The sequence below is a fragment of the Bacillus sp. FJAT-42315 genome, assembly GCF_002797375.1.
In the GTDB taxonomy this organism is placed as follows: Bacteria; Bacillota; Bacilli; order Bacillales; family Domibacillaceae; genus Bacillus_CE.
Genome location: NZ_KZ454941.1, coordinates 1820575 through 1842796, shown reverse-complemented (window position 1 = coordinate 1842796; position 22222 = coordinate 1820575). Strand labels below are relative to the sequence as shown.

23 protein-coding genes, 1 pseudogene and 4 other annotated features are annotated in these 22222 nt (G+C 38.3%); of the genes and pseudogenes, 8 read left to right on the top strand and 16 right to left on the bottom strand.

Features of this window, described 5'->3' with window-relative positions; translation table 11 throughout:
* The 3 genes from CEF22_RS09025 to CEF22_RS09015 all read right to left on the bottom strand — a co-directional run.
* The coding region (locus tag CEF22_RS09025; RefSeq protein ID WP_157843275.1) for a serine hydrolase domain-containing protein at positions 1-336 on the bottom strand (336 nt) is incomplete at its 3' end.
* A 295-nt stretch (positions 337-631) separates the two neighbouring features.
* On the bottom strand, positions 632-2110 hold the full coding sequence (locus CEF22_RS09020; protein ID WP_232726087.1) for a CapA family protein: 1479 nt from the start codon (positions 2108-2110) through the stop codon (positions 632-634).
* Positions 2111-2310: 200 nt separating this feature from the next.
* A complete protein-coding gene (locus CEF22_RS09015) occupies positions 2311-2697 on the bottom strand; it encodes a hypothetical protein (RefSeq protein WP_100402595.1) in 387 nt (128 codons plus the stop codon).
* A gap of 288 nt (positions 2698-2985) precedes the next feature.
* Between CEF22_RS09015 and CEF22_RS09010 the strand changes: the two genes are divergently transcribed.
* The 3 genes from CEF22_RS09010 (at position 2986) to CEF22_RS09000 (ending at position 5738) form a co-directional block, all read left to right on the top strand.
* The gene (locus tag CEF22_RS09010; RefSeq protein ID WP_100402594.1) at positions 2986-3435 is read left to right on the top strand and encodes an AraC family transcriptional regulator; all 450 of its coding nucleotides are present in this window, start codon (positions 2986-2988) and stop codon (positions 3433-3435) included.
* A 17-nt stretch (positions 3436-3452) separates the two neighbouring features.
* Entirely contained in the window at positions 3453-4925 is a 1473-nt protein-coding gene (locus tag CEF22_RS09005; protein WP_100402593.1) for a M20 family metallopeptidase, read from the top strand.
* Positions 4926-5291: 366 nt separating this feature from the next.
* Positions 5292-5738 carry a hypothetical protein gene (locus tag CEF22_RS09000; RefSeq protein WP_100402592.1) on the top strand — a complete coding sequence of 149 codons (447 nt, stop codon included), beginning with the start codon at positions 5292-5294 and terminating at the stop codon, positions 5736-5738.
* A gap of 48 nt (positions 5739-5786) precedes the next feature.
* Here the strand turns inward: CEF22_RS09000 and CEF22_RS08995 are convergent, their stop codons facing one another.
* From CEF22_RS08995 to fmdA, 3 genes are all read right to left on the bottom strand, one after another.
* Complete coding sequence (locus tag CEF22_RS08995; protein WP_100402591.1) at positions 5787-6347, bottom strand: maltose acetyltransferase domain-containing protein; 561 nt, start codon at positions 6345-6347, stop codon at positions 5787-5789.
* A gap of 187 nt (positions 6348-6534) precedes the next feature.
* Entirely contained in the window at positions 6535-6810 is a 276-nt protein-coding gene (locus CEF22_RS08990; protein WP_100402590.1) for an FmdB family zinc ribbon protein, read from the bottom strand.
* A 20-nt stretch (positions 6811-6830) separates the two neighbouring features.
* Positions 6831-8009, bottom strand: a complete 1179-nt coding sequence (fmdA, locus tag CEF22_RS08985) for a formamidase (RefSeq protein WP_100402589.1) — start codon at positions 8007-8009, stop codon at positions 6831-6833.
* Positions 8010-8185: 176 nt separating this feature from the next.
* On the opposite strand from fmdA, the gene CEF22_RS08980 reads away from it, so the two are divergent.
* Positions 8186-9094 carry a DMT family transporter gene (locus tag CEF22_RS08980; RefSeq protein ID WP_100402588.1) on the top strand — a complete coding sequence of 303 codons (909 nt, stop codon included), beginning with the start codon at positions 8186-8188 and terminating at the stop codon, positions 9092-9094.
* Position 9095: 1 nt separating this feature from the next.
* Positions 9096-9878, top strand: coding sequence for a nucleotidyltransferase domain-containing protein (locus tag CEF22_RS08975; protein WP_100402587.1), 783 nt, complete (start codon positions 9096-9098; stop codon positions 9876-9878).
* Positions 9879-10073: 195 nt separating this feature from the next.
* On the opposite strand, the gene gerQ is transcribed toward CEF22_RS08975, so the two are convergent.
* The 5 genes and pseudogenes from gerQ to CEF22_RS08950 form a co-directional block, all read right to left on the bottom strand.
* The gene (gene gerQ / locus CEF22_RS08970) at positions 10074-10541 is read right to left on the bottom strand and encodes a spore coat protein GerQ (RefSeq protein WP_100402586.1); all 468 of its coding nucleotides are present in this window, start codon (positions 10539-10541) and stop codon (positions 10074-10076) included.
* A 23-nt stretch (positions 10542-10564) separates the two neighbouring features.
* Positions 10565-11041: a cell wall hydrolase gene (locus CEF22_RS08965; protein WP_100402585.1), complete on the bottom strand. Its 477-nt coding sequence runs from the start codon at positions 11039-11041 to the stop codon at positions 10565-10567.
* Between the two features lie 126 nt (positions 11042-11167).
* On the bottom strand, positions 11168-11608 hold the full coding sequence (locus CEF22_RS08960; RefSeq protein ID WP_100402584.1) for a YhfM domain-containing protein: 441 nt from the start codon (positions 11606-11608) through the stop codon (positions 11168-11170).
* Between the two features lie 250 nt (positions 11609-11858).
* Positions 11859-12260 (bottom strand): ClpX C4-type zinc finger protein, encoded by a 402-nt coding sequence (locus CEF22_RS08955; protein WP_100402583.1) that lies wholly within the window; start codon positions 12258-12260, stop codon positions 11859-11861.
* Positions 12261-12405: 145 nt separating this feature from the next.
* Positions 12406-12827, bottom strand: a pseudogene (locus CEF22_RS08950) (hypothetical protein).
* A gap of 147 nt (positions 12828-12974) precedes the next feature.
* Between CEF22_RS08950 and CEF22_RS19095 the strand changes: the two are divergent.
* Entirely contained in the window at positions 12975-13460 is a 486-nt protein-coding gene (locus CEF22_RS19095) for a DUF4306 domain-containing protein (protein ID WP_442857360.1), read from the top strand.
* 69 nt (positions 13461-13529) lie between these two features.
* Here the strand turns inward: CEF22_RS19095 and CEF22_RS08940 are convergent, their stop codons facing one another.
* Complete coding sequence (locus CEF22_RS08940; RefSeq protein ID WP_100402581.1) at positions 13530-14036, bottom strand: SMI1/KNR4 family protein; 507 nt, start codon at positions 14034-14036, stop codon at positions 13530-13532.
* Positions 14037-14222: 186 nt separating this feature from the next.
* Between CEF22_RS08940 and CEF22_RS08935 the strand changes: the two genes are divergently transcribed.
* Together CEF22_RS08935 and CEF22_RS08930 are read left to right on the top strand one after the other, a co-directional pair.
* Positions 14223-14432, top strand: a complete 210-nt coding sequence (locus CEF22_RS08935) for a helix-turn-helix transcriptional regulator (protein WP_095480659.1) — start codon at positions 14223-14225, stop codon at positions 14430-14432.
* On the top strand, positions 14425-14727 hold the full coding sequence (locus CEF22_RS08930; protein WP_100402580.1) for a hypothetical protein: 303 nt from the start codon (positions 14425-14427) through the stop codon (positions 14725-14727). The genes CEF22_RS08935 and CEF22_RS08930 overlap by 8 nt, the downstream gene beginning before the upstream one ends.
* Positions 14728-14774: 47 nt before the next feature.
* On the opposite strand, the gene CEF22_RS08925 is transcribed toward CEF22_RS08930, so the two are convergent.
* The 4 genes from CEF22_RS08925 to thrS all read right to left on the bottom strand — a co-directional run bounded on the left by CEF22_RS08925 (position 14775) and on the right by thrS (position 21355).
* A complete protein-coding gene (locus tag CEF22_RS08925; RefSeq protein WP_100402579.1) occupies positions 14775-16715 on the bottom strand; it encodes a lipoteichoic acid synthase in 1941 nt (646 codons plus the stop codon).
* 189 nt (positions 16716-16904) lie between these two features.
* Entirely contained in the window at positions 16905-17141 is a 237-nt protein-coding gene (locus CEF22_RS08920; protein ID WP_100402576.1) for a hypothetical protein, read from the bottom strand.
* Positions 17142-17239: 98 nt separating this feature from the next.
* Entirely contained in the window at positions 17240-18808 is a 1569-nt protein-coding gene (locus tag CEF22_RS08915) for a 2-isopropylmalate synthase (RefSeq protein WP_100402578.1), read from the bottom strand.
* 59 nt (positions 18809-18867) lie between these two features.
* Positions 18868-19114, bottom strand: a binding site (T-box leader).
* Positions 19115-19438: 324 nt separating this feature from the next.
* Positions 19439-21355 (bottom strand): threonine--tRNA ligase, encoded by a 1917-nt coding sequence (gene thrS / locus CEF22_RS08910; RefSeq protein ID WP_100402577.1) that lies wholly within the window; start codon positions 21353-21355, stop codon positions 19439-19441.
* Between the two features lie 53 nt (positions 21356-21408).
* Positions 21409-21635: a binding site (T-box leader), on the bottom strand.
* Between the two features lie 30 nt (positions 21636-21665).
* Positions 21666-21892, bottom strand: a binding site (T-box leader).
* Between the two features lie 30 nt (positions 21893-21922).
* Positions 21923-22149: a binding site (T-box leader), on the bottom strand.
* Between the last annotated feature and the right edge of the window lie 73 nt (positions 22150-22222).

Genomic DNA, 22222 nt, shown 5'->3' with positions numbered 1-22222 from the left:
ATTACTATCGAACCCTTCAAGAACTTTAATCTCAGAAATCTCTGGAACATATTTCTTAGCTGGATCGTCCAGATTCACCTTTCCTTCATCAACCAATTGCATTAATGCTGCACCAGTAATAGCTTTTGTAGTCGAAAATAGGGTAAACATCGTGTTAGTTGTCATTGGTGTTTCCTTACCAAGTTCACGTACTCCAGCTGCACCTTCGTAAATATTCCCTTCACGATCAGTTACCATTGCAACAACTCCTGGTATCCCTCCAGCCCTCCCTACAGCATTCTGCAAAACATTGTCAAGAGAATTCTTGAGATCATTCATGACTGCTTGTCCCATCATAATCTTCACCATCTCCTTTTTTAAATTTCTGATATTTTCTATATTTTCTGAATATTTAACCTACTTAAGGAATACCATATGGGATATATCTTGTCAACTTTTGAACATCTAACATCCTCTGATTAGGCGTGAAACATTTCATTAGAGGTAACCAAGAAGGTATAACAAAATAAAAACAGGAGATACATATCGTCTTCTCCTGTCAAGACAAATTATTAATCTATATTTTATTTCTCACTTTCTTCTAGCGAGAATTAGATGATTGGCAAAAAAAAAAACGAATGCGCCATCTTGATTATTCTGCCTTCTCAAGAAAAGGATCAAAATAGTCAAACTCATCGACACCATTCGGAATGATGGTGCTTATTCTAGTTAACTCGTCCACGATTTCTTTCGCTTCCTCTCCAAATACCGGGAGCGGCTGATAGTTATTTTCTGTTTCACTATCATCGGAATTTTCTAAAGTTGGGACAATTCTCAGTCCTTTCATCACTACCGAACCGGCTTCTTTAGTAAATGTAAGACGGAAGATTGCTGTTTGCCTTGATTTTAACGTCGGGTCGGCGCCGAAAGCGTAGTCTCCCATGCTGTAAATGATATATTTCCCGTTGTACTTTTCAACGCTTTGCAAACGATGAGGGTGATGACCGATAATAATATCGGCTCCAGCATCTAAAGCAGCATGTCCAAATTTCGTTTGATAAAAAGCCGGAGTCTCCATATATTCGATCCCCCAATGCATGTTAACAATGACTAAATTATCTTTTCTTTTATACTTCTTCACATCTCTAATAATATTTTCAAGGTATGAGTCAGCTGACTTTCTATATCTATAATCATAGCCTAAGAAAACTGTTTCAATATTTTTAATTTTTTCGATATGGGGCATCCCTTCGTTAAAAACAGCGACATCTTGCTCCTTAAAGGCTTTCAATGTATCGCGATATCCCGCTTCAAAATAATCCATTGTATGATTGTTTGCTAAATTAGCTGCTTCGATCCCGCTCGCTGGCAAAAAAGCCGCATATTTAGGGTGACTTTTTATTCTCCACATTTTTTCTTGAGCTTTCGTCTCGGTTGTAAAAGCACTTTCCGCGTTAATCACAGTGTAATCGTCAGAATTGAACCACGGAAGACTATTTTTATACACGTACTGATTATCCCCATTATTCTTCTCAAAAACATAATCGAACTGCAAATGCTCCGGAGCCTCTGGATACGTACCGAACGAATTATCTCCTACCATACTAATCGTTATTTGCTCATCCTTCCTTTGCCCCTGCTCATAATTAGCCGCAGCAGCATAAAACCAAACGTATGGATCGATTTCTTCCAAACGCAGTGAAGGATCGGCTTCTTTTACTTTTGCTAGAGCAGATAAATAGCTCGGATGCACTTGACCTAACGCTTTTTCATCGGTATTTTCCTCTCGATAGGAATCGATGGCTTTTAAAGAGGAGTTTAATATTTTCATATATTCTCCCATCGCATCATCCTTCATCTTATATTGGTCGATTTGAGCAATCAGTTCATTCGTTTTCTGTTCAGCTTCAGATGTCCCTCCTGAAGAGGCAAGTAGCTGTAAAATCTCATTGGCTTGTTTCGATAATTTCTCGACGGCTTCTTTTGTAAGATCTTTCTGTTCAACTTTTTTATTTTCACTCTGTGCATCAGATACGGATGATCCTTTTCCTGTAAACCAAAAAACAACACCTGCTCCAAGCAAAATTGTAGCAATCATCAACCATCCTCTTTTTCTTAATTTCTTTTTCATCGTTCCCCTTCCTTTTCCCTCATTACTAGGCAAGCTTCAATTTCTCGTTTACTCCACCTCTATATTACCATGTATTTGTTAATTATTAATATTTTTCCATAAGAAACCTACAAAAAAGGACATTTACAGGAAGAAATGTCTTCTATGAAAGAGAATAATTGTTTATTATATAAACAGACGTTGAGATGCAGCCTATTGTATTATTTAACTAGAGGGTCCTTTTCAATCTCTTGTAAAATTAAACGTTCTTCTTCTGTAACATCCGCTAAAGATTTAATCTGATGCTGATCCTGCTTCAAGTCAATAATCATCATTTGATCTTTGTTGACTACATATAAATAATCATCCTCATGTAAATATCCTGTGACATGCTCGAATAATGCCCCACCTTCCTCGCGATGAAACACAGCATATTCCTGATAGGCTTTTCCGATCTCATAATCGCTGTCCTCGAAAAAAACGAGCGTATCCATCCCTCGATAATCACCCCAAACAAATAATATGAAAAATATTAAAGGAATAAGTACGGCTAAAAAAGCAACGATAATTATTGGATAAATAATAATCTTCTTAAAAGCTCTATACAAAAAATCATTCCTTTCAAAAATAAAGTAACAGCGGTTTATTTCCAATTAACAATATCACATTTTTTGCTTTGTCCGTACGAAAATGAGTTTATTGTAAAAACGTTCGATCACTTTCAAATACCTATAGTTTATTTTTCATTGGTCTATAACATCAATTAGCCCCATGCACAATTTAACAAATCGTGTATGGGGCATTTTTGTATTTTAAAAAAAACAAATGATTATATTTTTATATGATGATAGCATTGAAAATGTAGTAAATATTGGTACAGAAAGGAAGATAAAAATATGAGTATTAAGATCGAAATCCTTCCAAAATACCGTATCGCCTACGTGCGACAAGTTGGGCCGTATGGTTCGGCTAACGTTCAAACGATGCAAAAATTAAAGCAATGGGCTACAGCAAAAAATCTGCTCTCTCAAACATCAGTAATCGTTGGAATTTCACATGATAACCCAGAAACAACTCTCCCTGAAAACTGCCGCTATGATGCTGGTATCGTTATTTCAGACAATGCTCAAATTGATGAACTCGTCAGTGAAAATAAACTTCCAGGCGGAAAATATGCCATTTACAAAGTTAAACACACAGCAGAAGACCTTCAAAAAGCATGGAGCGAAATTTTTTATGAATTGGCACACCGTGGTTATCAGATTGACGAACGACCAATTTTTGAAAGATACATTGGATCGATGGTTTCCAATCATTATTGCGAAATCTGTGTGCCTATCAAATAATTTATGGAGTGATAAAAATGGAAACAACATTAACTATCAGTGATAAGATCTCAGAAATCATCGAAGAAAAAAGAGATACATATATTCATATTGCTAACGAGATTTGGAATTATGCCGAATTACGATTTAATGAACATCAGTCGTCAGCTCTTCTTATAGAAAGCTTAAAAGCGGAAGGCTTTGATATTGAAACGAATATCGGTGGATTTGATACTGCATTTATTGGTTCTTGGGGGAAAGGCAATCCTGTTATTGCTTTTTTAGGTGAGTATGATGCGTTATCTGGTCTTGATCAAGAAGGTGGTATAACGGAGAAAAAATCTGAAAATCCGAACGGCAATGGACACGGATGTGGACACAACCTGTTAGGAACAGGCTCATTAGCTGCTGCAGTCGCTACAAAAGAATATATGGAGCAGCATAATATAAGTGGAACTGTTCGATATTATGGCTGCCCTGTCGAAGAAGGTGGTTCTGGTAAAACATTTATCGTGAGGGCTGGAGCGTTCCAAGACGTAGATATCGCTTTATGCTGGCATCCTGCAGATGTGAATGTTATGCTGGCTTCAAGTTCACTTGCAAACATTCAAGCTACATTCAAATTTAAAGGCAAAGCTTCTCACGCAGCTACTGCCCCACATTTAGGCCGTAGTGCATTAGATGCCGTTGAGTTAATGAATGTTGGTACCAATTATTTAAGAGAACATATTATTCCAGAGGCTCGCATACATTATGCAATTACAAATTCAGGCGGCATTTCCCCAAATATCGTTCAACAAGATGCAACTGTCCTATATTTAATTCGAGCACCTAAAACCAATCAAGTGAATGAAATCTATGAACGAATTTGCAAAGTTGCCCAAGGAGCCGCTTTAATGACAGAAACAGAGATGGAAATTATATTTGAAAAAGCTTGCTCAAATATTGTGCCAAATCATCTAGTTCAACAAGTGATGTATGAACAATTTATCAAACTAGGTACACCTTCTTATAGTAAAGATGAACTAAAATTTGCTGAGCAGATCCGCAATACTTTGTCTGTACAAGAGAAAAGTGGAGGTATGTATGCAGCGATTCCGTTATTTAAAGAAACTCTCCAAAAGGAAAAAAATCATGCATTAACAACGTCTTTATTTCCTTATCAAAAAGAGTTAACTAATGTCGTCATGCCGGGCTCTACAGATGTTGGGGATGTGAGTTGGGTTGTCCCAACAACTCAGTGTACAATAACATGTTTCCCACAAGGAACACAATTACATTCATGGCAAGTCGTTGCAACTGGCTGTACATCTATTGCACATAAAGGGATGTTACACGCTGGGAAAGTATTAGCTGCGACAGCCATTCAGCTTGTCACTCAACCAAAGTTAATTGAACATGCCTCTTTAGAATTAAAAAATAGAATAGAAAACAATGCCTATCAAAACCCTATTCCAAATCATATACAACCTCAACACATTCAAAATCAAATTACTGATTTGGAGATGTAAAGTAAACAAAAAGATGACAATCGGATAAATATGGATTATATCACCAAAATGGTGGTGCCGTTTTTTTAGTCCAACTGCCCTTTAACCCTTTTTAGAAAGACAATCAAAAGGATCTCTAGCTTAGAGATCCTGACTTTTTTAAATCTTCTAGACTGCAGGATTTTTTAAGGGAAAAGGTGCCTGTCCCTTTGTCTCTTGAATCAAATCAGATATATCCCCATATAAAGAACCCCACACCCTATGAGTAATTTCTCCCCTACTTTTTAGAAAGTTCATTATCCTTGGCAAGGTATTTCGCTCGTTGAATACTTCCCCGTTTTATTGGAACACTTATAAAATAAACAACATTTTAAGGAGCTGAGGTACTTGAAAAAGATAAGAATGTTGACATTATTGTTTACATTAATGCTGCCAATTACTACAAACGCTGAATTTAAAGTTCCAGCCATAAAAGAAACTGGACAATGGACAATCGAATTATTACCCCCCGTAAAAGATAAAGGGGAAGCAGGAAAGTTTGAAGTATACAGTCTGTTAGTAACTAATAAGGGGAAGAAAGCATACAATGCTAGCGTCGAGGTATATCGAGATGAAGCTGGTACGAATAAAATGTTTGGACTCGCTCCCCAAATGAAGGATAAGCTTGTGGAAACAAATCAATTCTTTAATTTCGAAAACTTCCCAGTTAAAACTGAAACTGAAAAATTAGAAATCATTTTAACTTGGGAAGATGAACCGGTTAAGCTGGAAAACGGATATAAATCGTCAGGTAGAAAATACAAAGAAACTGTTATATTTACTAAACAGTTGTAAATCCAGATTTCCCTGCATTCTAACACAAGATGTTTAAGGTAAAGTCATTCATAGTTCAAGTCGTTTAATTATCTTTGCAGGGTTTCCACCTACAACTACATTATCAGGCACATCTTTTACTACGACTGCTCCTGAAGCAAGAACTACATTGTTCCCTATAGTAACTCCAGGATTTATTACCGCTCTTCCACCAATCCATACGTTGTTACCAATAGTTACTGGTTTGCCGTACTCCACTCCTGAATTACGCTCGAATGGATCTAATGGATGTGTTGCTGTATAGATATGTACACCTGGAGCCATAAAGCAGTTATCGCCTATTCGCACTTCACAAACATCTAAAATGACACAGTCAAAATTCGCATAAAAGTTTTCCCCTACATGAATATTGTACCCATAGTCGCAGCGGATATTTGGTGCCACGAATAAGTTTTCTCTAGTGGAACCGAAAAGCTCTTTTAAAAGTTTAGTACGTTTGTTAATTTCATTTTCTAAAGTTTGATTGTAAATCCGAGTTTTTCTACGCGCCGCTTCTCTTTCTTTTACTAATTCGGAATCAGCAGAATAATATAGTTCCCCACTCAACATTTTTTCTTTTCCACTTTTCATTTTATATCTCCCTCAACATAAAAAGATTAAGATTCGGAAGTGCTATACAAATCTATTTCATTGAATTCAACTAATCAAACAATTATAACATTCATGCTATAATTTCCTAAAATGAACAGCATGTTTGGCATGATAACACACTCAAAACTATTACAAAAAAATCGAGCTACCCTTCAAAAAGAGTAGCTCAATTCCCCACCTGCCACGGCCGGTTCGCTGTTTGTGACTTTTTCACTGTTTGTTTCGCTCCAAGCTGTTCGCGTGTCATCCTCTGCGGCTCCATTCCACGTTCGATACGATTCATTAGCTCCTTTGAAGATGTGGATACTAAAGGAGGAGCATAGACGCGCACCGATTCTTTTTCACACTCTGGACAATTAGCTTGTCCTTTACTGCCACTCATTGATTTAAAAAACAAGGTGAAATCTCCGCACGCTTGGCATCGAAAGGTGTAACTTGGCATGCTCCTCCCTCCATCCGCTTTTATTTTGGCAAAATATTTTTCTCGAAAATTTGAGTAGGAATGGCGACGGTACAGCACGCATTCGGAACGTCGACAATGCCGCTAATGCGGCCCTCGATCGGAGCGGTACTTAAAATCATATAAGCCTGTTCGCCTGTGTAGCCAAGTGTTTTCATATATTCAATCGCGTTCAAACACGCCCGACGATACGCTAAAGTTGCATCTAAGTAGTGCTGCTTGCCGTTCTTTTCATCGACAGAAATCCCTTCAAACACTAAAAAGTCATTGTAATTTGGTTCGACTGGCCCCGGTTTAAACACTGGATTTTCGGTGATATTATACTTCTCCATTCCCCCTTTGATCACATCTACCTTCAAGTCGATCCAGCCAGCCATTTCGATACCGCCACAAAAAGTGATTTCGCCATCCCCTTGCGAGAAGTGAAGATCACCAACTGATAACTTTGCTCCGTCCACAAATACCGGGAAGAAAATTCGCGAGCCTTTTGATAGATTTTTAATATCGCAGTTGCCACCGTTTTCTCTCGGTGGAACAGTTCTCGCCCCTTCCTTAGCCACCCGATCAAACTCGGCTCCTTTCAACGTTCCTAGCACCGCTCGCTCAGGATTTGGCAAATTAGCCAGCGTCGGCACTCGATCTGGCTCCGTCTCCAGTAGCTCTTTTTCCCGTTCATTCCATTTATTTAATAGCTCCATCGAAGGGGCTACACCAATTAACCCCGGATGAATGATTCCAGCGAACTTCACACCTGGCACATGTCGGGACGTCGTATAAATCCCTTCAAAGTCCCAAATGGATTTCGCCGCTTCCGGATAATAATCTGTTAAAAAACTTCCTCCGTTTTCTTTAGAGAAAATACCATTAAAGCCCCATTCTTCTCCCTGAAATGCCCCGATGTCCAAAATATCTACAACTAATAAATCACCCGGTTCCACCCCATTGACGTAGACAGGGCCACTCAACACATGTACCCGCGACAAATTGACATCACGAATGTCGCTCGGATCATCGTTATTGCTGATTTGTCCATCTGTCCAATCTTTACAGTCCATTCGAAATGCTGTCCCTGGCTCTACCGAAAAGGCAGCTGGAATATCCGGATGCCAGCGATTGTGTCCTGGATGCGCTTGCTCCTCCATCGGTTTACTTAAGTCTAACTGGAACATCGTTTTTGGCATAACCATTCTCCCTTCGACTTATTTATTCATCAAAGTTTCTCATGGTAGCAGAATATGTATGCGCTTTCATTTTATCCAGAAAAATGATTATTGTCAATATTTTCTGATATTAAAAGAAAGGAATTCCCGATTGTTTCGTGAATACTTATTTTAAAATAAATATAAGGAGACCCCTCATGAATTCTATCTTTTTCGCGCATTTAAAGATTGCGTTAGCGATGGCGATCGTTGGAAGCTCAGTCGTATTTGGCAAACTGATTACTTCGAGCTTTCCTGTTTTTTTAGCATCCGAGCTCCGCTTCATCATCGCGTCCGTCATTCTCATATTAGTTTTTTATTATAAAGAAAAAAAGCTACCCTCCATTCCTGCAAAATATTTGCTGATTCTCTTTTTCCAAGCGTTCACAGGAGTGTTTTTATTCAATATTTTTATGCTATATGGTTTAAGATTTACAACCGCTATGGAAGCAGGAATTATCACAAGTAGTCTCCCAGCAGTCGTTGGTTTCATCGCTTTTTTATTTTTAAAGGAAAAAATTACGTTCCAAAAAGGGGCTGGTATTTTATTAGCGATGTTAGGCGTCCTCTTAATGAACGTTGTCGGAGGTGAGACTAGTGAGGTTACTTCCTTGTTCGGCAACCTTTTAGTCATCGGCGCCGTCATCTGTGAAGCATTATTTATTACACTAGGGAAAACCGCCTCTAACAAATTAACTCCTCTTACAGTCACGACGATGATCAGTATCATTGGTGTCATTTTATTTTTACCTTTTGCTATTTATGAATCTTTTCACTTTAATTTTTCTAGTGTAGGCGTTTGGGATTGGATAAATATCATTTATTTTGGAGTGGTCGTCACGGTCGTCGCATTTTTACTTATGTATCAAGGGTTAGCTAAAGTTTCAGCCAGTTCTGCTGGCGTCTTAACGAGCGTTTTACCTGTAAGTTCGATAATTCTCTCATTTGTTATACTAAAAGAAGAGATCACACTTGCCCACTTACTCGGGATGCTCTTTATCTTCGGAGCCATTTGCTTCATTTCTATAAACCCTTCTGACAAAGAATCTACTATAAGGAGACGATAAAATGAAAGAAAGAATCTTATCAGCTATCAATGATATTGAAAAAGAGCATCACGTAAAAATATTATATGCGTGCGAATCCGGCAGTCGGGCATGGGGCTTCCCTTCGAAAGACAGCGATTATGATGTGCGGTTTATTTATGTACATAAGAAGGAGTATTATTTAAGCATTGATCCCGTTGGCGTTGGTAAAAAGCGCGATGTAATTGAGCTGCCGATTGATGATCTGCTCGATATGAGCGGATGGGAGCTGACGAAAGCGTTGAAGCTGTTTCGCAAATCGAATCCACCGCTTTTGGAGTGGCTGCATTCACCGATCGTTTACTACACTGCTTTTTCAACAGTAAAGCGCATGAAAGAGCTTCAGAACGATGTGTTTGCGCCGCACTCCTGTATGTATCATTACTTAAATATGGCGCATAAAAATTACCGTGAGCATTTGCAGCGTGATCAAGTGAAGCTGAAAAAGTATTTTTATGCCCTTCGCCCCGTTCTCGCTGCCAAATGGATCGAACAATTCAATGAATTTCCGCCGCTGGAGTTTCCAACATTACTGGAGGAAATGCTCCCTGAAAGCCAGGTCAAAAATGAAGTAGAAACGTTGCTACAAAGAAAAATGGCTGGTGATGAACTCGATAAAGAACTGCCCAATTTATTAATTAATGAGTTTCTTAACGAGGAAATCGCTCGGCTTGAAGCGTACGCTAAAACGATGAACAGCACTCTTTCCGATCCGACGGAAACATTAGATGAGTTATTTAGAGAAGCGTTGAATGAGGTTTGGTAAGGGTAAAAATGGACATTAAAGTAAGATTTAGAAATAAAGCCCTTCTCATTCGAGAGAGGCTTTATCTAATTCCTTCACTAGCTACGTTATATCCTCACAATCGACACCAGTTTGCATTCCATATGGGCTCAGAACGTTAAAGACCCGCTTATTTTCCAAAAAGGAAGTAAGCGGGTTTTTTAGCGTTCTACAAACTCACTCCGATGTCGTCAGGGACGCCTGAACATCTGGATTAATTTCCTGTTGAGGATAGTTAATTTTTTCCCCGAATTCTACCCAGTCGAGATTTGACATCAGCAGCAGGTAACGTTTACCGTTGGCCGGGTCGCTGATGATGATGTGGTCACGACCAGCCGTTTCTACGCGCCCACGGTAAATCATTGCATTCCATTTGTCGTTACCTTGGTAAGTAAAGTAGAATGTACCGATTTTACCTTTGTTGAAGCGTAAGATATTTTCAATAAATGATTCTTCGATCGCACCTGTCGGAAGTTGCTGCCCAGTCCCCATTGGAACTACTGGAACGCCATACGACGGTCCAGAAGGCATATTCGCTGGGAAACCGCCGCTAGGTTGCTGTGCGACACTGCTCCACATCATGGAAGCTGGATGAAAACCAGGATAATAATTCATTGGATAATAATTAGAGTCTCCACAAGTCATAAGAAAATTAGCTCCTTTTTAATTTATCGATAAAACTCTGTGCAGTAGTCCGGTACAGCGACATAAAAACAATGATTTTTGTGCGCAAAATCAAACTTTGTCATCGGGGATCTTGGCATCGTGGGGGTACAAGGTGCTCGGTATTTTTTCCCCGGACTTGGATTAAAAAACCACAAATTCATTCTGGCTCGAGGGTCCCTATGTCCATGCAACAAATCCCTAGCCCTCTGGAGGTCAGCTTCTCTGGGACGTTGTGTATACAATGCTCCATTTAAGACCGGCTCGAAGTGAGGAATTCCAGTTCCAGGTATCGTTTGATAGATCGCATGCCTAATATTGCGCAACCCTTTAAAGTCAGGAGCACAGTCAGCCTCGACCCGATTGGCCACAACCGTTCCCACCATGTTCATCCCCTGGGCTCCTTCACCGATCGCTTCTGCCATCATGAGCCTCGCTAATTCCTCCACGTCACGTGAAGTATGTTTGATTCGTCTCCCCATTTCCTCACCCCTTCAGCTTATACAAGTAACATATTGCCTGAAGCTCGTTTTGGTAACTTGCCCATCAGCCCAAAATTAGAAATTACCTCCTCGAAAAAACGGGGGAAGCCCCCATTGGTGCTCCTCCTAACTTTTTTCAGTTAATAACTTTGCAATCATTTGTACACTCTCTTCACTCAACAAATAAGTTGGCTCATTCTCAGATTCTTTTTGAATTCTTCCAGCATTTCTCTCAGGATATAGCCATAAGCGAAATGTCTGAGAAGATTCCTCCCGAGAAAAAAAGGTTATGTTAAAGTTGGCGCTTTCCGCAGTCATCGGGCCCGAATAAGCTGAAGAGTCCTGTATAGCTTTTATGAACACTTCAATTTCTTCGGTTTGATCAAAAACAATCTCCCTATCCTTTAATTCCTTCGCATTTGAAAAAAACTGTTTCAATCCATTACCTGTGACTACGATTTTGCTACTATCATTTAGAGAATTCCAATCTGTTTTCTCTTCCAGATTACAACCAAATAGAACGATGTTTAAAAGGAGTATAACGGATAATAAAAAGATTTTTTTCATTTCACAGCCTCCTCGAAAACAAACCCTTGATTCAGCACGCTTCTTTACAAATTAATGGAGCATGCACATAATGAAGATATACAGCAGATATTAAAGAAAGGGACACTAGCTCCAACTAGCGTCCCTAGACATACGGCTACATGCAAGAAAACAGTAGCTCAGAGTTTGACTAAAGAAATAACCTTCCCCTTAAACTATGGTGGTAGCAGGGTGGGCTATTTCTTTTTTTCGCTGAAAAAACTCACACCTTCTATGAATGGGATTGAATCACTTCTGTACCAAATTGTAAACATTCCCTACATATAGACACACCTGGCCCCATAGCCAATTCTCCGACTTCTTCTTTGCTTCTTCGGCAAAAAGAACAACCCTCAACATGTTCTGTTTTTTGAACGTTCTTTGGATGCAAAGTGTTCTCAACTGCATTGTACAATTCGTCAATTACAGTTGACTCAATGTAATCGAACTCTCCTTTTAATTTCAAGGCAACCGTCGTATAAGCAATCGCCATTCCTTCGTAAAAGCGTTGCCTATCTAATACATCACTATTTTTGACCTTTTCTTCACACAGCGAACTTAACTTCTCTAATTCCAAGATGACATCTTCAATTTTAGCTCCTCTAAATGTCTTTTTACGAAAATCTTGATCCATTTAAACCCCTCCCACCTTATCATGTATACAATTGTATACATATTTAATGAGATGTATTCTTCAAACAGGAAATATATTCCTTCATATTTATGAAATTATTTCATACCCCTTAACCAAAAACCTCTTTTTGTTCATCAAATTGAACTTAATCTTTTTCAACTGTATATCTAACTTGTTTAAAGGTTACTATATCTCCATCTTCAGTATCATCTATAGTTTGCAAAAGTTGAACTTTTGGCTCGTAGTCCGTCCTATGAGCATCTTTGATACCCATAATGTCAAGTTTGTAAGATTCATCATTTTTTGTTCAAATACTTTTTTATTGGCAACAAAAATAAAGGTCACTTTATTTTCATCAATTCCCTCAGTCATAAATTCTAATTGATTATCTTTTGTTGTAATCGTTGGTGTTAATAAGTCAATACTTCCGTTTCCAGTTTCTTGTTTAGTAGCAATTTCATAATCAGCTTTATCACTTGAATCTAAAGAATTTTCTATTATACCTGAACATCCGAATAATGTAATACTAGCAATTAAAATTGAACTTAATCCAATTATCCTTTTCAAAAATACCACCCTTTTTTAGAATATTATAACATAAATGTAATAAAAAATGATTTGTAAATAGTACAAGAGTGGAATTGATGAACTTCTCAATACCTATTGTATGAAAATGGTTTATATGTAAAAATAAAATCTAATAAAAAAGAAAGAGTGATACATGTGAATCAGCGTCTTTTGAAAGTCATCGTTTTTCTATTAGCATGTCTAACTTTCCTAAGTTCAATGTTTTTTTCTTGGTATGAAGGAAGTAACCTTATTGAAGATACGTTCGAATCGGAATATACGGCGATTATCTCAAATTATTTAGGAGTAATTAAAACTCCACACGATATTAACCAACTGGACTTCTTCATCTATGCAGCCAAATTTAAACCTTTTTTCCCGACTGTAATGATACTAAGCTTGTATATCCTTTTATTTTTTGTTATTAATCGCTTATTTAAAGAAAAGAGATATATTAGTCATCTATTTTTAGGATTAATTTTATTGATATCCAGTCTTTCTTTACTGTACGGAACTACAGAGGGTAGCACTGTATTTAGTGTGTTGTTTTTAATAATGGGTACTGTAAGCTTAATCATCTCTTATATGACATATCAGAAAAGAAAGGTGATACCTTTCAAATTGATAACTTAATCACTATAAAGTGAACCTTCAATCTGTGAGGGTTTCCTTCATCCCTCGCAGATTGTCAGGTGAACAGACTCAATCATCAAACTCCTCATCACTAACTAATCCGCTCACAAACGTCTCAAAGTCTTTAGCTACAACCGTGATCGTCGGTTCATCCGCCACTTCCACATCTACATGAATCACTCTCGGTTCGCCATTTTTTCCGCAAAGACTGTAATCAAGCATGACAGCATCATGACCAGCTGATGGGCAATCACATATGACAAATCCAATGTCAATCGGATAGCCCCAATCCTCATCCGTACTTCTTTCGTCTTCAGAATCGAGCCCTCTATTTCCCCCAATTCCACGAAGACTGTCAATAGCGATATGATCTTCTGCCCAAGAAGTTGCGGTGGTCGTTGGATAACAAGTATGTACAGGGCCTCCCCCATTTTTTATCTTTATTAATTCAATATAAGAGTTTGGAAGTTTATAGCCTAATGTTTGCTCTGCTTCATCGATCATCCTTTTCGTTACTTGGAATGGAATGGTAAAATAATCCGATTCGTCCCAAAACCCTTGTATATAGCTCTTCATTTCTTTTCTCCTTCCATATGTAAATACTCCGCCTCAAACACTATGACAATTATAACCTTTTATTGGAGAAAGTCACATCTTTCAATTCTCACTCAATTAACGTTTTTTGTAAAGCAAACTTGACATTCACCTCTCATGTAAAGTATACTTTACGTAAAGTTACCTTTACAAAAAGGGAGTGATGGATTGGAAAATCGAATTAAGGAGTTGCGAGCGGCTCATCATTTAACGCAGGATGAGTTGGCTGACCGTTTAGATGTCTCACGGCAAACGATCATTTCGTTAGAAAAAGGAAGGTACAATCCTTCGATCATGCTCGCGTATAAAATTTCGCGTGTATTTCATTGCACGATTGAAGAAGTCTTTTTATTTGAGGAGGAAGAAAAAAATGAATGAGTTTATCATTAATGTATTCATGTGGCTGGCCATTGGCTTGTTTACGTTAGCTATTATTTTTTTGAATCATCGCTACTTAAAGAAAAAGAAAATGGTCGATGAGCGCTTTGAAAAGATTCATCATATAGGAAGAAGCTATGCTTGGATCGCTTCCGCCGTCATCATTTTTATCGTTTGGTTCATCTCGCTTGCTATTTTCGAATCTAAGCTTGCCTTTTTCCTTATTACCGCCATATGGGTTGGGCATAATATTTCCTACATCGTCGGTGCCGCTATTGCCCAAAGCAAAAACTAATTCCATGCAAAAAAGCTGCCGAGATGATCATCTCAGGCAGCTTTTGATTATTTTTCCTCTTCATCTGAACGACTATTATAGTCGTAGTCGGATGGATCAACTGGCGTGAAGCCTTTCGGTTGATGGAAACGCAACAAGTCTTTCGTTACGATCGCATCTGACATTTCTAAGCGCTTATCAACGGATTCTTTCATTCGTTTGATTTCTTCCGTTTCTTCGATTAGTTCTCCAGTTGCTGTGTTGTAATACTTTCCTTTAATGCCTGTCACGTCTTTGCTTACGAAATCTCCATTACGGAATGGAACGACCGTGCCATGATCTTTAGATAATAAGTCTGTTCCTACATGAAGATAGTCTTTCGTATCGACACCAAGCAAGTGCATTAATGTTGGCATTAAATCCACTTGACCACCATATTGATGCTGCACGCCCCCTTTGACTCCTGGTACGTGAATCAATAGTGGCACACGTTGAAGCTGTGCATTTTCAAACGCGCCAACCTCTTTATCTAATACAGTAGACATCGCTTTATTATGGTTATCAGAAATGCCGTAGTGATCGCCATACATCACAATCACTGAGTTATCATATAAACCGGATTTCTTTAAATACGTGAAAAATTGCTCCACAGATTCGTCCAAGTATCTCGCTGTTTGGAAGTAACCATCAACGGAAGTATCTCCTGTATGATGCTTTTCAATCGTCGCTTCCTGTTGATCCATTGGATACGGGAAGTGATTCGATAACGTGATAAATTTCGTATAGAACGGTTGTGGCAACGTTTCTAACAACGGAATCGACTCTTCAAAAAATGGCTTATCCTTCAATCCGTAGTTCATTACATCGTCTTCATTCATATCGTAATAGCTAGAATCGAAAAATTGGTTCATTCCGAAAGCTTTATAGATTTCGTCGCGATTCCAGAATGATTTGGTATTGCCATGGAAAGTAGCTGACGTATATCCTTGCTGTCCTAAAATAGCTGGAGCAGCTTGATACGTATTTTGCCCTTTCATTGAAAAAGCTGATCCTTTCGGTAACCCAAACAATGAGTTTTCTAACATAAATTCCGCATCTGACGTTTTTCCTTGTGCTGTCTGATGAAAGAAATTATCGAAATAAAACATATTCGGATCGTGAGCTAATGAATTTAAAAATGGCGTCACTTCTTTGCCGTTCAGCTTATAATCTATCATAAAACTTTGTAGAGATTCTAAGTGAACATAAATGACGTTCTTTCCTTTTGCCTTCCCAAAATACTCTGGATTCGGCTCGGCATAGATCGATTTAGTATAGTTCTCGACCTCTACGACATCACTGCTATCAGCTAACGCACGCTGCGTCGATGCTTTTGTACTTTGAACTGCATCATAGATCGTGAAATTATACATTCCTAAATATTTCACAATATAATTTCGATCGAACGTTCTCGTTAATAGCTGTGGACGATCGATTTCAGCTAGACTTAAATTCACCGTAAACATCACAATCGCAGTTATAAATACAGCCGCTCTTTGACGGCGCTTGATTTTCATCGGCTCTGGATTCACCTTTTTAGATAAAAATAGAACGAGCAAAATCAACGTATCTGCAAAATAAAGCACATCATATGGCTTAAACAAAGCCCCCATACTATTACCAATACTGCTCACATTCGCTGTTTGTGTCAGCGTTGGCAGCGTAATAAAATCGGTAAAGAAACGATAATAGGCAATATTCGAATACAATAATACGGATAATAGAAAGTGAATTCTCACCATCCATTTAAACGCTTTTCTTCCTTTAGCAAATAAAGCAAATCCAATAAACAAAACGGCCGAACTTATCGGATTGATAAATAACAAGAACTTCTGCATCGTATTTTCAATACCTAGTTCAAATTCTACCTGATAAGCGATATACGTTTTGATCCAAAGAAGTATGACTGCTAATGAGAAGAAAATGAGCGGTTTGCTAAGAAGCGAATTCTTCTTGGCTTCCTTCTTCATTTTACTTTCCCTCCTAATTTTTTTTACAATTATTATATAATCTTTACAAAAAAACAATATAGAAATAATAAATTCTTAGCAATCAAAAGTCAACTAAAATCATTTGGGAACGAATCTTTCACTCTAACATAGACGTTTCCATAAAGAAATCCCCTTTTTCAGAAATTTACTGAAAAAAAGGGGATTTCTTTAAAAACTCGCTTCCTGCTTTTTCACGACAAACGCCATAACGAGGAACACAATGGGTGTAAGCATAATGTATTTAAAATGATTCTCCGCACCGCTAAAGTAATAAGCAACTTGCACAAATAATACTGCTCCCATCACTAAACGGCTCGCTGACTTTTTCCATATGCCCCAGACTACACAAATGATAGATATAAAGATTAATGTCCAAAAAACGAAACCGATCCAATAAAAGCCCATATTTTGACCTCCTATCTATCAAGTTGTGTTCATTATACCACGAATAAAGGTAAATATTAGTTCGCGCGAAAAGTCTGTTATCAATGGTAATAGCTTTCCTATTCAACTGGAAGCAAATGATCCACAACAATACTATTGACAGCATTGATATACGCTAGTGCACTTGCTTTCATAATATCGGTATCTGTTGCTTTAGCCATATATTTTTCTCCTCTATATTCCACTTGAATCTTTACTTTCCCTAATGCTTCTTTTCCTCTTGAAACACTGCTAATATTATATTCAATTAATTTCATTTCTAAATCACTGATGTCTGTAATAGCAGAATACAAAGCATCGATCGGGCCAGAACCGACTGCACTGCTCTTCAATATTTGATCACCTTTTTTCATGCTCACACTTGCTGATGGGAAAGTGGTATTACTAATCACTTGCAAATCCATTAATTCATAGAAATGCCCCCTATAGTTTGTTAAATCCTCCTTCTGACTATTATGTTGCGTGTAATAGTTCTCCACGATGACATATAAGTCATGATTGTATACTTCTTTTTTCGCATCTGCTAATTCCAGAAATGCTTCAAATATCCCTTCAAATTGTGTTTCAGTCAGCTGATTAAAACCTAATTTTTCAAGCGCATGTTTCACCGCATGGCGACCAGAGCGTGCTGTTAAAACCAGTTCCATATCATCTAAACCAACCTCAACTGGACTAATGATTTCATAAGCATCCCTTGATTTCAACAAACCATCTTGGTGTATACCCGAAGAATGAGCAAAGGCGTTATCTCCTGTAATTGCTTTATTTACTTGTACATCAAGCCCCATAAAACTGCTGACCAACCTAGACGTATTCATGATTTCTTTCGTATTAATATTAGTGTACGCTTTATAGATGGATGAGCGAGTATTGATTGCCATCGCCACTTCTTCTAGTGCCGCATTCCCTGCCCGTTCGCCAATCCCATTAATCGTACACTCCACTTTATCAGCACCATTTTTAATGGCAGCTAACGTATTGGCAGTTGCCATGCCTAAGTCATTATGACAATGAACACTTAAAAGCACTTTATCATTTAAATTTTTTAAACGATGATTAATTTTATAAATTAACTCGCCAAATTCCTCAGGCTCTGCATATCCAACTGTATCGGGTACATTGATTATGGTAGCTCCTGCCTTTACAACCGCTTCAATCGTTGCCCATAAGTATTCAAAATCAGAGCGAGAAGCATCTTCTGTTGAATATTGTACATCTGGTAGTAATGTTTTCGCATATTTGACAGCACCAACACCGATATCTAAAATTTGATTTTTCGATTTCCCAAATTTCTTTTCCACATGAATGTCTGACGTACCTAAAACGATGTGGATTAACGGTCTCTCAGCATATTTCACACTGTTATAGACAGAATCAATATCAGCTTTGACTGCCCTTGCTAATGCAGTGATAACAACATCGTCTGTATTTCCTACTTTCTTGGCGATTTCTTTCACAGCTTGAAAATCACCGGCTGAAGACGAAGGGAAACCGGCCTCGATGATGTCAACTTGTAACTTCCTTAATTGCTGTGCTACCTCTAATTTTTCATACAGATTCAACTTAGCTCCAGGAACTTGCTCTCCATCTCTAAGAGTCGTATCAAACACCCAAATTTTCTTCGTCATTTCAGAAACACTCCTTTACCATATCAATTTAATAAAAAAAGCCTCATCTCTATAAAAAATATAGAGACGAGGCTTTGCTCGCGGTACCACTCTAATTGATTAATCTAAACATGATTAATCCGCTCATTTTCAGTGGCTATCACCACCTATCTTTATAACGGTAGAAAACCGACATCCCCTACTAATATACATGTTCAAGGAGTTGCTCTTGGATGAGTTCAAAGGGAATAACTACCGATTCTCACCAACCATCGGCTCTCTGAAAAGTTTATTTCACCTTCTACTAGTTCCAATCTTTGCATATGATTATTTAATTAAATGCAATACTAAACCTGTAACCTCAAATTGTCAATACAAATAACAGAAAATTATTAATAATTATACATTTTTGAATCATTTCGTTTTTTTCGCTCATTTGAAATGATAAGAGGTTCCCATCACTATACCAAAAACACTTGTGAAAAAATATATAACAATACATAATATACCATATAAATTAAAGTTGGAGGGCTTAACATGTTTTACAATAAAATAACGAATCCCCCAATAACAAGCATTGGGAGATTGTCATTCTACCTGTTTGAAATATTGCTATTACAAATCATAGCCGTCGCGATCTTATCTATCTTTTTAAAGCTCTCTGTTTACCACCGACTGCTTTAAATGAGCGATAAACTCTTCCAATCCCATTTCATAGGAAGCTTCTTGTCCATGTTTCCTCACGCTTACCGATTGACGTTCTCGTTCTTGATCCCCTACGACAAGGATGTATGGAATCTTCTTCATTTGTGCTTCTCGAATTTTGTAGCCGAGCTTCTCTTCACGTAAATCTAGTTCTACTCGTAAGTTTTCTTGTTTCAATCGTTTGCCGATCTCTCCTACATACTCTTTATGAACATCATTTGACACACCGATCACTTTTACTTGAACAGGTGCTAGCCATAAAGGAAACACGCCACCGAAATGTTCAATTAAAATCCCAAGAAAACGATCAATCGATCCAAATACTGCTCGATGGATGACAACGGGACGAACTTTATTGTTGTTCTCATCGATATATGTGAGATCAAATTTTTCTGGCATTTGAAAATCTAATTGAATCGTTGCACATTGATGGCTTCTTTTCAGTGCATCTTTAATATGAATATCAATTTTCGGCCCATAAAAGGCGCCATCTCCTTCATTAATCTTGTATTCATAATTAAGATTCTCTAATACGTTCTTTAAAGCTCCTTCTGCTTGATCCCATAATGCGTCTGCTCCCATATAATCATCCGGTCTTGTCGACAGCTCAATTTCATATTGAAAGCCAAATGTGCGATACACCTCTTCAATAAGCTTTAAGGCAGACATAATTTCATCTTCAATTTGATTCGATGTCACAAAGATATGAGCATCATCTTGGCAAAATGTCCGAACTCGCAACAAGCCATTTAAAGCCCCGCTGAATTCATGACGATGAACCTGCCCAAACTCCGCCATCCGAAGCGGCAGATCTCGATAAGAGTGAAGTTTATTTTTAAAGATCAGCATATGCCCCGGGCAATTCATCGGCTTTAAAGCAAACTTTTGATGTTCCACTTCAGAGAAATACATATTTTCTTTGTAGTGATCCCAATGCCCTGATTGCTCCCACAGCTGTTGGTTCATCATCGTCGGTGTCCGAACTTCCTGATAATCATGGGCATGCTGCAGCTTTCTTAAAAAGGACTCTAATTCATTGCGAATCACTTGCCCATTCGCTAAATAAAACGGCATGCCCGGTGCCTCTTCAGAAAACATAAATAATTCTAACTCATTGCCTAGTTTCCGGTGATTTCTCTTTTGCGCTTCTTCAATAAAATAAAAATAGTCAGCTAGTTCTTCTTTGGAAGCAAAAGCAACACCATAAATACGCTGCAACACTTGATTATTACTATCTCCTCGCCAATAGGCTCCTGAAATATGAGTTAATTTAAATACTTTAATATGCCGAGTAGAGGGTAAATGCGGTCCACGGCACAGGTCAAAAAATTCTCCTTGACGATAAATTGTCACCACGTCTTCAGCTGGAATCTGTTCTAGCAATTCAAGCTTAAACGGATCGTGAGCAAATAGCTCTTGTGCTTTTTCCCGCGACACTTCTTCACGTGTGATTTCAAGATTTTCAGCGATAATTTTATTCATTTCTTTTTCGATCTTTGACAGCTCATGAACAGCTAAGTGATGTTCCATGTCAATGTCATAGTAAAAACCATTTTCAATGACAGGACCGACACCTAAATGAACGTCTCCATATAGACGCTTGACAGCTTGAGCTAACACATGGGCCGTTGTATGCCTCATGACCTCTAGCCCTTCTGCTGAATGAAGATCATATAGTTCAATCTCTGCACTCTCTTCAATATGACGTGTTACATCATATAATGATCCGTTCACCTTACCAGCGATAGACTTCTTTTTTAAACTTGAACTAATTGACTGCGCAATCTCTGCTAAAGATACCCCTTTTGCATACTTCTTTTCCTTGCCATCTGGAAACTTAATTACAACTTCATTTGCACTCATGTTTTCAACACCTCTTATCATTTTTTCGCATAAAAAAACACACGCATCCCTAAAAAAGGGACGAGCGTGTGTTAGACCCGTGGTTCCACCCAGATTCCCATCATGTTCCTTGCCATGATGGCTCCTTTGGCTGTATCGTAGCCGCTACGGTATTGATTACTATTCGTTCACCAATACAGCTCCAAGGGGGTAAGTCATTTTTTCGTGTTAGGAAGCTTCCACCTTTGCTTCCCTCTCTGTGAACCGTAAAAAATGCTCATGTCCTTTTCAGCGCTTATCTTTATAAAATAAAAAAACACACGCATCCCTAAAAAGGGACGAGCGTGTGTTAGACCCGTGGTTCCACCCAGATTCCCATCATGTTCCTTGCCATGATGGCTCCTTTGGCTGTATCGTAGCCGCTACGGTATTGATTACTATTCGTTCACCAATACAGCTCCAAGGGGGTAAGTCATTTTTTCGTGTTAGGAAGCTTCCACCTTTGCTTCCCTCTCTGTGAACCGTAAAAAATGCTCATGTCCTTTTCAGCGCTTATCTTTATAAAATAAAAAAACACACGCATCCCTAAAAAGGGACGAGCGTGTGTTAGACCCGTGGTTCCACCCAGATTCCCATCATGTTCCTTGCCATGATGGCTCCTTTGGCTGTATCGTAGCCGCTACGGTATTGATTACTATTCGTTCACCAATACAGCTCCAAGGGGGTAAGTCATTTTTTCGTGTTAGGAAGCTTCCACCTTTGCTTCCCTCTCTGTGAACCGTAAAAAATGCTCATGTCCTTTTCAACGCCTGTTGTATATTGTTAATTACTATAACGGATATGGTAATTCTAGTCAATCGAAAGTTAAAATTTTCTTTTTGTTGAATT

What these genes read in the sequence shown, in the direction of transcription:
- CEF22_RS09020 (WP_232726087.1), bottom strand. Translation starts at nt 2,110, where the DNA reads ATGAAAAAGAAATTAAGAAAAAGAGGATGGTTGATGATTGCTACAATT.
- CEF22_RS09010 (WP_100402594.1), top strand. Translation starts at nt 2,986, where the DNA reads ATGAGTATTAAGATCGAAATCCTTCCAAAATACCGTATCGCCTACGTG.
- fmdA (WP_100402589.1), bottom strand. Translation starts at nt 8,009, where the DNA reads ATGCCAAAAACGATGTTCCAGTTAGACTTAAGTAAACCGATGGAGGAG.
- CEF22_RS08920 (WP_100402576.1), bottom strand. Translation starts at nt 17,141, where the DNA reads ATGGGCTTTTATTGGATCGGTTTCGTTTTTTGGACATTAATCTTTATA.
- CEF22_RS08955 (WP_100402583.1), bottom strand. Translation starts at nt 12,260, where the DNA reads ATGGATCAAGATTTTCGTAAAAAGACATTTAGAGGAGCTAAAATTGAA.
- CEF22_RS08980 (WP_100402588.1), top strand. Translation starts at nt 8,186, where the DNA reads ATGAATTCTATCTTTTTCGCGCATTTAAAGATTGCGTTAGCGATGGCG.
- CEF22_RS08965 (WP_100402585.1), bottom strand. Translation starts at nt 11,041, where the DNA reads ATGGGGAGACGAATCAAACATACTTCACGTGACGTGGAGGAATTAGCG.
- CEF22_RS08915 (WP_100402578.1), bottom strand. Translation starts at nt 18,808, where the DNA reads ATGACGAAGAAAATTTGGGTGTTTGATACGACTCTTAGAGATGGAGAG.
- thrS (WP_100402577.1), bottom strand. Translation starts at nt 21,355, where the DNA reads ATGAGTGCAAATGAAGTTGTAATTAAGTTTCCAGATGGCAAGGAAAAG.
- CEF22_RS09005 (WP_100402593.1), top strand. Translation starts at nt 3,453, where the DNA reads ATGGAAACAACATTAACTATCAGTGATAAGATCTCAGAAATCATCGAA.
- CEF22_RS08960 (WP_100402584.1), bottom strand. Translation starts at nt 11,608, where the DNA reads ATGAAAAAAATCTTTTTATTATCCGTTATACTCCTTTTAAACATCGTT.
- gerQ (WP_100402586.1), bottom strand. Translation starts at nt 10,541, where the DNA reads ATGACTTGTGGAGACTCTAATTATTATCCAATGAATTATTATCCTGGT.
- CEF22_RS08995 (WP_100402591.1), bottom strand. Translation starts at nt 6,347, where the DNA reads ATGAAAAGTGGAAAAGAAAAAATGTTGAGTGGGGAACTATATTATTCT.
- CEF22_RS08990 (WP_100402590.1), bottom strand. Translation starts at nt 6,810, where the DNA reads ATGCCAAGTTACACCTTTCGATGCCAAGCGTGCGGAGATTTCACCTTG.
- CEF22_RS08940 (WP_100402581.1), bottom strand. Translation starts at nt 14,036, where the DNA reads ATGAAGAGCTATATACAAGGGTTTTGGGACGAATCGGATTATTTTACC.
- CEF22_RS08930 (WP_100402580.1), top strand. Translation starts at nt 14,425, where the DNA reads ATGAATGAGTTTATCATTAATGTATTCATGTGGCTGGCCATTGGCTTG.
- CEF22_RS08925 (WP_100402579.1), bottom strand. Translation starts at nt 16,715, where the DNA reads ATGAAGAAGGAAGCCAAGAAGAATTCGCTTCTTAGCAAACCGCTCATT.
- CEF22_RS08975 (WP_100402587.1), top strand. Translation starts at nt 9,096, where the DNA reads ATGAAAGAAAGAATCTTATCAGCTATCAATGATATTGAAAAAGAGCAT.